The 8,636-nt window shown below is 62.7% G+C and carries 10 protein-coding genes and 1 pseudogene; 3 read left to right on the forward strand and 8 right to left on the reverse strand.

Annotation, left to right across the window (positions count from 1 at the left end):
• The first annotated feature begins 67 nt into the window (after nucleotides 1-67).
• From C6558_RS18530 to sugE, 3 genes are all read left to right on the forward strand, one after another.
• The gene (locus C6558_RS18530) at nucleotides 68-1,465 is read left to right on the forward strand and encodes a DegQ family serine endoprotease (RefSeq protein WP_025426690.1); all 1,398 of its coding nucleotides are present in this window, start codon (nucleotides 68-70) and stop codon (nucleotides 1,463-1,465) included.
• A complete protein-coding gene (locus C6558_RS18535) occupies nucleotides 1,462-2,769 on the forward strand; it encodes a replication-associated recombination protein A (RefSeq protein ID WP_057210900.1) in 1,308 nt (435 codons plus the stop codon). Before C6558_RS18530 ends, C6558_RS18535 begins: the two co-directional genes overlap by 4 nt.
• Before the next feature lie 227 nt (nucleotides 2,770-2,996).
• Nucleotides 2,997-3,311, forward strand: a complete 315-nt coding sequence (gene sugE / locus C6558_RS18540; protein ID WP_025426692.1) for a quaternary ammonium compound efflux SMR transporter SugE — start codon at nucleotides 2,997-2,999, stop codon at nucleotides 3,309-3,311.
• Nucleotides 3,312-3,371: 60 nt separating this feature from the next.
• Here sugE and C6558_RS18545 read toward each other — a convergent pair whose 3' ends face one another.
• From C6558_RS18545 to C6558_RS18580, 8 genes and pseudogenes are all read right to left on the reverse strand, one after another.
• On the reverse strand, nucleotides 3,372-4,157 hold the full coding sequence (locus C6558_RS18545; RefSeq protein ID WP_025426693.1) for an ATP12 family chaperone protein: 786 nt from the start codon (nucleotides 4,155-4,157) through the stop codon (nucleotides 3,372-3,374).
• Nucleotides 4,150-4,815 (reverse strand): HAD-IA family hydrolase, encoded by a 666-nt coding sequence (locus C6558_RS18550; RefSeq protein ID WP_025426694.1) that lies wholly within the window; start codon nucleotides 4,813-4,815, stop codon nucleotides 4,150-4,152. The genes C6558_RS18545 and C6558_RS18550 overlap by 8 nt, the downstream gene beginning before the upstream one ends.
• Nucleotides 4,815-5,807, reverse strand: coding sequence for an RluA family pseudouridine synthase (locus tag C6558_RS18555; protein ID WP_025426695.1), 993 nt, complete (start codon nucleotides 5,805-5,807; stop codon nucleotides 4,815-4,817). Before C6558_RS18555 ends, C6558_RS18550 begins: the two co-directional genes overlap by 1 nt.
• Before the next feature lie 37 nt (nucleotides 5,808-5,844).
• Nucleotides 5,845-6,222, reverse strand: coding sequence for a fluoride efflux transporter CrcB (gene crcB, locus C6558_RS18560; RefSeq protein WP_057210904.1), 378 nt, complete (start codon nucleotides 6,220-6,222; stop codon nucleotides 5,845-5,847).
• 26 nt (nucleotides 6,223-6,248) lie between these two features.
• Nucleotides 6,249-7,082 carry an S-formylglutathione hydrolase gene (fghA, locus tag C6558_RS18565; RefSeq protein WP_107027588.1) on the reverse strand — a complete coding sequence of 278 codons (834 nt, stop codon included), beginning with the start codon at nucleotides 7,080-7,082 and terminating at the stop codon, nucleotides 6,249-6,251.
• A gap of 25 nt (nucleotides 7,083-7,107) precedes the next feature.
• Nucleotides 7,108-7,755 (reverse strand): DUF1345 domain-containing protein, encoded by a 648-nt coding sequence (locus C6558_RS18570; RefSeq protein ID WP_025426698.1) that lies wholly within the window; start codon nucleotides 7,753-7,755, stop codon nucleotides 7,108-7,110.
• A gap of 40 nt (nucleotides 7,756-7,795) precedes the next feature.
• Nucleotides 7,796-8,236 (reverse strand): YaiI/YqxD family protein, encoded by a 441-nt coding sequence (locus C6558_RS18575; protein ID WP_025426699.1) that lies wholly within the window; start codon nucleotides 8,234-8,236, stop codon nucleotides 7,796-7,798.
• A gap of 80 nt (nucleotides 8,237-8,316) precedes the next feature.
• Nucleotides 8,317-8,636 (reverse strand): annotated as a pseudogene (locus C6558_RS18580) (S-(hydroxymethyl)glutathione dehydrogenase); the annotation flags it as partial.

Here is an 8,636-nt window from a genome sequence, read left to right on the forward strand (position 1 = left end):
GACGTTTGCCTTTTTTCCTGCGAAATCCTATCTGAACGTAGCCGCGACGAATAGGAGAAGGCTTCATATGATCTTTGGTTCAAGGGCGCTTGCGACGCTCGTTCTCGCTGTCTCTCTCGCCTGTCCGGCAATGGCCCAGGATGCGAAGGTCGTGCCCCAGTCGCGCACCGAGATGCAGCTTTCCTTCTCGCCTCTGGTCAAGCAGACGGCGAATGCGGTCGTCAACGTCTATGCCGAGCGCGTGGTCGAGCGCCGGTCGGTCTTCTCGGGCGATCCCTTCTTCGAAGAGTTCTTCGGGCAGCGCATGCCGAACCGCAGCGAGAAGCAGTCGTCGCTCGGATCCGGCGTGATCGTCGGCAAGAACGGCATCGTCGTTACCAATAACCACGTCATAGAAGGCGCCGACGATATCAAGGTGGCGCTTGCCGATGGCCGCGAATATCCCTGCAAGATCGTGCTCAAGGATGACCGCCTCGATCTTGCGGTCCTGAAGATCCAGTCCGATGGTCCGTTCGACATCATCCCGATCGGCGATTCCGATGCGGTCGAGGTCGGCGATATCGTTCTGGCGATCGGCAATCCCTTCGGCGTCGGGCAGACGGTGACGAGCGGCATCGTTTCCGCGCTCGCCCGCAATCAGATTTCGTCGGGCGATTTCGGCTTCTTCATCCAGACGGACGCCGCCATCAACCCCGGCAATTCCGGCGGTGGCCTGATCGACATGAACGGTGCGCTGATCGGCATCAATACCGCGATTTTCTCCAAGGGCGGCGGCTCGAACGGCGTCGGCTTTGCCATCCCTGCCAATCTGGTAAAGGTGTTTGTCGCCTCCGCCGAGGGCGGCAATGGCTCCTTCGTGCGTCCGTTCATCGGCGCGTCCTTCGAGCCCGTGACCTCAGAAGTCGCGGAAGCTCTTGGCCTTGATCGCGCTCGCGGCGCGCTTGTCACCGCCGTCGTCACCGACGGGCCCGCAGCCTCAGCTGGCATCAAGCCGGGGCAGGTGATCACAGCGGTCAACGGCATCGCCGTGGAACATCCCGATGCCCTCGGCTACCGCCTGACCACGGTCGGTATTGGCCACGAGGCCCGCGTCACCGTTTCCGAAAACGGCAAACCGCACGATGTCAGCCTGAAGCTCGACCGTGCACCGGAGACGTCGCCCCGCGACGAGCGCCTCATCGAGGGCCGCAATCCGTTTGCCGGTGCGGTCGTAGCCAATCTCTCTCCCCGATTGGCCGACGAACTGCGCATGTCGACCTCGCTGCAGGGTGTCGTCGTTACCGAGATCAACCGTGGCTCGCCCGCCGCGCGCATCGGACTGGCGCCGAAGGATATTATCCGCTCCGTCAACGGCGCGTCGATCGACAGTTCGAAGACATTGGAGAGCGTGATGGCCGAGGGTGCCTCCTTCTGGCGCGTCGAAATCGAGCGCGATGGCCAGATCATTCGTCAGTTCTTCCGATGAGCGATCTCTTCTCGTCCTCCGAGCCGCCGGAAATGACCTCGGCAAGACCGCTTGCCGATCGTCTGCGGCCGCGCACGCTGTCCGAAGTCACCGGCCAGGAACACCTGACGGGCGTGGATGGCGTGTTGACGCGCATGATCGCATCGGGCTCGCTCGGATCGATGATCTTCTGGGGACCGCCTGGAACGGGCAAGACGACGGTCGCCCGGCTGCTGTCGGGCGAGGCGGGGCTTGCCTTCGAGCAGATCTCGGCGATCTTTTCCGGTGTCGCCGACCTCAAGAAGGTTTTCGAATCGGCAAGGGCCCGGCGGATGTCGGGCCGCCAGACCTTGCTCTTCGTCGATGAGATTCATCGTTTCAACCGTGCCCAGCAGGACAGCTTCTTGCCCGTCATGGAAGACGGCACGGTCATCTTGGTCGGGGCGACGACAGAAAATCCGTCTTTCGAACTCAACGCCGCTCTCTTGTCACGCGCCCGTGTGCTGACGTTCAAGCCGCATGGAGAAGAGAGCCTGCGAGAATTGCTGAAGCGCGCCGAAGAGACGGAAGGCAAACCTCTTCCGCTGGATGAGGACGCCCGGGCAAGCCTGATCCGGATGGCCGATGGCGACGGCCGGGCGGCGCTCACGCTGGCCGAGGAGGTCTGGCGCGCCGCGCGGGCGGACGAGATCTTCGATGTCGACGCGCTGCAGAGGATCGTGCAGCGACGAGCGCCGGTCTACGACAAGGGGCAGGACGGTCACTACAACCTGATTTCGGCCCTGCACAAATCGGTGCGCGGCTCCGACCCGGATGCGGCACTTTATTATCTCTGCCGAATGTTCGATGCCGGCGAGGATCCGCTCTATCTCGGACGGCGCCTCGTCCGCATGGCGGTGGAGGATATCGGCCTTGCCGATCCTCAGGCACTGGCGATCTGCAATGCCGCCAAGGATGCGTATGATTATCTCGGTTCGCCGGAAGGAGAACTGGCGTTGGCCCAGGCCTGCGTCTATCTCGCGACCGCACCGAAATCGAATGGTGTCTACATGGCTTACAAAGCGGCCATGCGGGCGGCCAAGGAAAACGGTTCGCTTCTGCCGCCGAAGCATATTCTGAACGCGCCGACCAAGTTGATGAAGGGCGAGGGCTACGGCGACGGCTATCGTTACGACCACGATGAGCCCGATGCGTTTTCGGGCCAGGACTATTTCCCGGAAAAGATGGGACGCAAGACCTTCTATGACCCGCCGGAACGCGGCTTCGAGCGAGAGATCCGCAAGCGGCTGGAATGGTGGGCAAAGCTGCGGCGTGAGCGGAGCTGACTCCATCTCTCTGTTGCGACGCATTTCCTGGCGGGAAACCGCTTCGCACTTTTTGCTGGAAATGCTTAAGCCTTGCCGGGCGTGCAGGGCTGATTTGCCCGGGCATATCTTGCTGCCGTCAGAAAACCGTGAGATAGAACCCGCGTTGCAGACGGCTGCACGGTTTTGAGACTTTCGATACCGAACATCCGCGGGGACGGCCTCGCTCCATACTCTAGGAGTTTGAAATGGCCTGGTTAATCCTCCTGCTTGCCGGTATCCTCGAAATCGGCTGGGCAATCGGTCTCAAATACACCGACGGTTTCACGCGGCTGACGCCGACGGTCCTGACCGTCGGTTCGATGATCCTTAGCATCGCCTTGCTTGGTCTGGCGGTCCGAACGCTGCCGCTCGGCACGGCCTATGCCGTCTGGACCGGCATCGGCACGGTCGGTACCGTCATTCTCGGCATTTTCCTCTTTGCCGAGCCGGCGACGTTCGTCCGCCTCGGTTGCATCACGCTGATCGTTGCCGGTATTGCCGGGCTGAAGCTTTCTGCCTAACGCAACGTCAGAGATCTCTCGCAAGGGCAGCTGACTTTCGCAGCCTGTTCCGGCGCGCCGCTATCGCAGCGCGTCGAGGACGGCAGTCGCCGCCTGCATCTCCTGCCAGCGGCCCTCGCGGCGCTTGAACGCTTCCTCGTCTGTGCCCCAATGCTCGATCTGCCAGTCCTCATCGACATGGGCTGCAATCCAAGCCTGTTCGGCGGTCAGCCGGCCGGACGCGAACGCAACCGCGAGCAGCGCCGAGCCGGTCAAGGTGGTGATCGTATGCACGCAGGTCAGGCCGAGCGGCGTCGCAAAGGCGCGCAGGCCCTCTGCATAGGCGGTGATTGCCTCACCGGGCTGTTCCTGGTGGATGACGCCCTCGGCCAGAATGAAGCGGGCGCCGAGCGACTGCGCAGCCCATTCGAGCACCGGGTTCCAGACGGCGTTCTGCCGTCCGACGAGCCCTTCCGGGCTGGACGCGCGGTAGCAGAGCAAGTCGGTTCCAGCGAAACGTAAGATGTCCTCGAAAACCGAGCGCTGGTCCTTCGCCACACCGTCGAGCGCCGTGTTGGCGATCCGGGTGACCGGCATCTTGGCGGGGTCGATGACCTCGACCTGCGCATCCCATTCGGCTGCCAGCATTTCGGCAAGCTTCAGGGTCGGGACCGCAAGCAGATTTTTCGCCGGCGTGCGCACCGGTCGGCCGTCAAGCAGCACGCTGTGGCCGCCGTCTTCCGAAGTGCCGATGCTGACGTCCTTGTAGAAGCGCTTGGGCAGCGGCTTCAGCATCTGGATCTGTGCGCGCCGGACCGGGTCCTCGTGGCTCAACGCACCGCTGAGTTCATCGCGAATATCAGGCATGATAGTGTTCCATCCACTCCATGATGTCGGCCGGCGTCCGTGCAATGTAGTCGGCCCCCGCCTCGACGAGATCCGGTACGTCGGCATAACCCCACGCAACACCGATGGCGGCGGCGCCGGCGGCCTTCGCCATCTGCATATCATAAATCGCATCGCCGATGACGACAGTATCGCTCGGATCAATCCCGGCTTCCGAGCAGCATTCCGAGACCATTGCTGGATGCGGCTTTGAAGGGCAGTCGTCGGCCGTGCGCGAGACGAAGAATATCCGGTCGAAGCCGTGGGTCTCGGCGATATGCGTCAGACCGCGGCGCGATTTGCCGGTGACCGCGCCAATCAGCAGCTCGTCGCGGCCGGACAGCGTCTGCATCATCTCCGCGATGCCGGGAAACAGCAGCTCCTGAAATCCGGATTCGCCGCGCACGCCGGCAAAAATCGCCTTGTAATGGGCCGTCATTGCCAGCGCCTGGTCGTCGACATGCTCGTGTCCGAGCAGGCGAGCAATGGCGATGTCAAGGGTCAGGCCGATGATGCCCTTGGTCGCGGAAAGTTCGGGTCGATCGAGTTCGAAGGCTTCGAAGGTCCGTGCCATCACTTCGTGGATCAGACCGCCGCTGTCGACCAGCGTGCCATCGCAATCGAAAAGCGCCAGTTTCATCAGTCGTCCTCGCCGGGCTCGTTCTCTTCGAAGCCTAGCAGGTTCCAGCTCTGGACCATGTGCGGCGGCAGCGGCGCAGTCACCCGCAGGCGACCGCCATCCGGGTGCGGGATATCGATATGGCGTGCGTGCAGGTGCAGCCGGTTCTGCATGCCGCCGGGCAGGCTCCAGTTGAAATCGGCGTCGAAATACTTCGGGTCGCCGAGGATCGGATGGCCGATGTGCAGCGCATGCACGCGTAGCTGATGGGTACGGCCGGTATAGGGCTCCATCTCCAGCCAGGCGAGGTTCTGTGCTGCCTGCTCGCGCACACGGTAGTAGGAAATGGCGTGGTCGGCGCCATCTTCACCGTGCTTGGCGATGCGCATGCGGTCGCCGTCCGGCGTCTGTTCCTTGACCAGCCAGGTCGAGATGCGGTCCTCGCGCTTGCGCGGGACGCCCTTCACCAGTGCCCAATAGGTCTTCTTGGTGTCGCGCTCGCGGAAGGCAGCCGTCAGCTTCTGCGCGGCGCCACGCGTGCGGGCAATCACCAGAACGCCGGAGGTGTCGCGGTCGAGGCGATGAACCAGACGGGGTTTTTCGCCACGCTGGTTGGTCCATGCCTCGAGCATCTTGTCGATGTGTCGGTTGACGCCGGAGCCGCCCTGTACCGCAAGCCCAGCCGGCTTGTTCAGCACGATAACCTTCGCGTCCTCGTGCAGCACCATGCGCGACAGCAATTCCCCGTCGGGCGAGTGGCGAAGGTCGCGTCCGGCGATCGGGCCAGTCTTTATCTCCTTGGCGTCGACGTTAAGCGGAGGGATGCGGACCGTCTGGCCCGTCTGCAGGCGCGTGTCGGATTTGACGCGGCCGCCGTCGACACGGATCTGGCCCGAGCGCAGCAGCTTCTGCAGCGGACCGAAACCCAGTCCGGGGAAATGCACCTTGAACCAGCGATCGAGGCGCATGCCTGCCTCGTCGCCGTCCACCTGCTTGTGTTCTATGCCTGCCATCTCAGCGAACCTGCTTCCTGTTCTTTAGAGGCAGCCTTTAGACCATTGCGCGCATCAGGGCCAGCCCGGCAAACACCGCCAGTATCGAAAGCACGATGCTGGCGGCGATGTAGCCGAGCGCGAGTGCAGCATCGCCACGCTCGAGCAGCATAATGGCGTCCAGTGAAAAAGCCGAAAAGGTGGTGTAACCGCCCAGCACGCCGGTGATCAGGAACAGTCGCATCTCCGGCGAAGCGCCGAACTTGCGCATGATCAGCTCCGCAAGCAAGCCGATCAGGAACGAGCCGGTGACGTTGACCATGAGCGTTCCCCATGGAAGGGCCGGGCCCCATCGTTGAACCGTCCAAAGGCCGACAAGATAGCGGGCCATCGATCCGATGGCGCCGCCGGCACCGACGAGAAGAAGTTGGGACATCGCAGCCTCCGGCCGTTTCACTGGGATCAGGCCAGCCGCTCGGCGTGCCACTTCAGATGATCGCCCATGAAGGTCGAGATGAAGTAATAGGAGTGATCGTAGCGCTCATGCATGCGCAGCGTCAGGTCGATGCCGGTTCCCTTGATCGCTTCCTCGAAGAGCCATGGCCGCAGGCCGTTGTCGAGGAAACTGTCCGCCTTGCCCTGGTCGATCAGGAACTCCGGGAAGCGGGCACCATCCTTGACCAGCGCGCAGGCATCGTATTGCCGCCAGGCGGCCCTGTCCTCGCCGAGGTATTTCTCGAAGGCGCCGATGGACCAGTCGGCCGTCGACGGCTCGACGATCGGCGCAAAGGCCGAGCAGCTGCGGAAACGGTCCGGATGCTTGAGCGCGATGGTCATTGCACCGTGACCGCCCATCGAATGGCCGAAAATGCCCTGCCGGCTCATATCGATGCGAAAATGCTGGCTGACGAAGGCCGACAGCTCCTCGGTGATGTAGCTGTACATCTGATAGTGCTCGGACCACGGTGTTTGCGTGGCATCGAGGTAGAAGCCTGCGCCCTTGCCCATCTGCCAGTTGGTGAGTTCGTCGGGAACTTCCGTGCCGCGCGGGCTGGTGTCGGGGCAGACGACGATCAGCCCGAGCTCGGCTGCCATACGGCGGTACTCACCCTTTTCCATCACGTTGGCATGGGTGCAGGTGAGGCCCGAGAGATACCAGAGCACCGGCCGCGGCTCCTTGATCGCCTGTGGCGGGACGAAGACAGCAAACGTCATCTCGCCCTTGCAGGCCGCGGATTCGTGCGAGAAGACGCCCTGCATGCCGCCAAATGCGGTGTTCTGAGAAAGGACTTTCATCAAATGCTCCTTGGATATCGTGGGATCAGCCGGCGAGTTGCACGGCCGCGTTGACCGCAGCGGCGACAAGCACGGTGTTGAAGAAGAAGGAGACGATGGCGTGCATCAGGTTGATGCGCCGCATCGCCGTGGTGGTGATGGCGACGTCCGAAGTCTGGGCGGTCATGCCGATCACGAAGGAAAAATAGAGGAAATCATAGCCGCCGGGTTCCGGCGTCTCGGGAAAATCGAGGCCGCGCTGCGGGGCAGGGGTTTGCGCGCCGTCGTCAGGCACCCAATAGACATGGGCATAGTGCATGGCCGCCATCACGTGGATGGTCGCCCAGCCGAGAACGACCGAGGCAAAGGCTAGCGCCAGTTCGAGCGTTGGCCCCTTACTTTCGCCGTTCAACGCGAAGAACAGCGAGACCAGCGCCGTGGCGGCCGCTGCGAAAGTGACCAGGAAAATCACCGCTTCGGGTTCGTCGGTGTTTCTCGCATGCGTCTTGAGATGCTTGCCCGTCATCATCCGCAGCCGCCGGGCGCTCATGATCAGGTAGACGCAGAAAAAAGTGACGGCTGAGACTTCGAAACTATAGCGCGGCGCGGCAAACCACATGACGGGCAGGCTGGCAAGAGCACAGGGGAGCGCGGTGTAGAACGGCCAGTGCCTGAGCCTTGTCGTCGCTGTCATCGGAGTGCCCCTGCGATCCCTTGCGGATTGACGCCGCGCCTCACTTTTTCGTCTGGCGCGCGAGTCGGTCAAGTGTCTCGAGGAAGGTCGAACGGTCGCGTTGCGTGAAGGCGGCATTGTAGCCCTTGCTTTCGCCGGTCTCGCGCAGGTGTTGGCCAAGGTCGCGCATGGCAGACGCCATGCCGATATTGCTCTTGTCGAAGACGCGCCCGGACGGGCCGGTGACGAATGCGCCGGCGGCCACGCAACGAACCGCAAGCGGCACGTCGGCAGTCACGACGATATCGCCCTCATGCGCGCGTTCGGCGATCCAGTCGTCGGCGGCGTCGAAGCTTGCCGACACGATGACGTTGTGGACCATCGGGTCGCGCGACGGTCGCAGGCCCGAGTTGGCGACGAAGGTCACCTTGAAGCCATGGCGCTCGGCCACCTTCAGCACTTCCGCCTTCACCGGGCAGGCATCGGCATCGACATAGATCATCCTGAATCCGTTTCTCAAATGGACCGAAAAAGCGCCGGAATACAATCGATTCCGGCGCTTTCCTGAATCGGATTTTAAGCTTAGTAGAGAACCACGCTGCGGATGCTCTCGCCGGAGTGCATCAGCTCGAAGCCCTTGTTGATGTCTTCGAGCGGCATCGTGTGGGTGATCATCGGATCGATCTCGATCTTGCCTTCCATGTACCAGTCGACAATCTTCGGCACGTCGGTGCGGCCGCGGGCGCCGCCAAAGGCGGTGCCCATCCAGCTGCGACCGGTGACGAGCTGGAACGGACGGGTGGAGATTTCCTGGCCGGCACCGGCAACGCCGATGACCACCGACTTGCCCCAGCCGCGATGCGAGGCTTCGAGCGCCTGGCGCATCACCTTGGTGTTGCCGG

Source organism: Ensifer sp. NM-2 (assembly GCF_003024455.1).
GTDB classification, from domain to species: domain Bacteria; phylum Pseudomonadota; class Alphaproteobacteria; order Rhizobiales; family Rhizobiaceae; genus Ensifer; species Ensifer canadensis.

Excerpts from the sequence above, each read along its gene's own strand:
- C6558_RS18530 (WP_025426690.1), top strand. The coding sequence starts at position 68 with ATGATCTTTGGTTCAAGGGCGCTTGCGACGCTCGTTCTCGCTGTCTCT.
- C6558_RS18535 (WP_057210900.1), top strand. The coding sequence starts at position 1,462 with ATGAGCGATCTCTTCTCGTCCTCCGAGCCGCCGGAAATGACCTCGGCA.
- sugE (WP_025426692.1), top strand. The coding sequence starts at position 2,997 with ATGGCCTGGTTAATCCTCCTGCTTGCCGGTATCCTCGAAATCGGCTGG.
- C6558_RS18545 (WP_025426693.1), bottom strand. The coding sequence starts at position 4,157 with ATGCCTGATATTCGCGATGAACTCAGCGGTGCGTTGAGCCACGAGGAC.
- C6558_RS18550 (WP_025426694.1), bottom strand. The coding sequence starts at position 4,815 with ATGAAACTGGCGCTTTTCGATTGCGATGGCACGCTGGTCGACAGCGGC.
- C6558_RS18555 (WP_025426695.1), bottom strand. The coding sequence starts at position 5,807 with ATGGCAGGCATAGAACACAAGCAGGTGGACGGCGACGAGGCAGGCATG.
- crcB (WP_057210904.1), bottom strand. The coding sequence starts at position 6,222 with ATGTCCCAACTTCTTCTCGTCGGTGCCGGCGGCGCCATCGGATCGATG.
- fghA (WP_107027588.1), bottom strand. The coding sequence starts at position 7,082 with ATGAAAGTCCTTTCTCAGAACACCGCATTTGGCGGCATGCAGGGCGTC.
- C6558_RS18570 (WP_025426698.1), bottom strand. The coding sequence starts at position 7,755 with ATGACAGCGACGACAAGGCTCAGGCACTGGCCGTTCTACACCGCGCTC.
- C6558_RS18575 (WP_025426699.1), bottom strand. The coding sequence starts at position 8,236 with ATGATCTATGTCGATGCCGATGCCTGCCCGGTGAAGGCGGAAGTGCTG.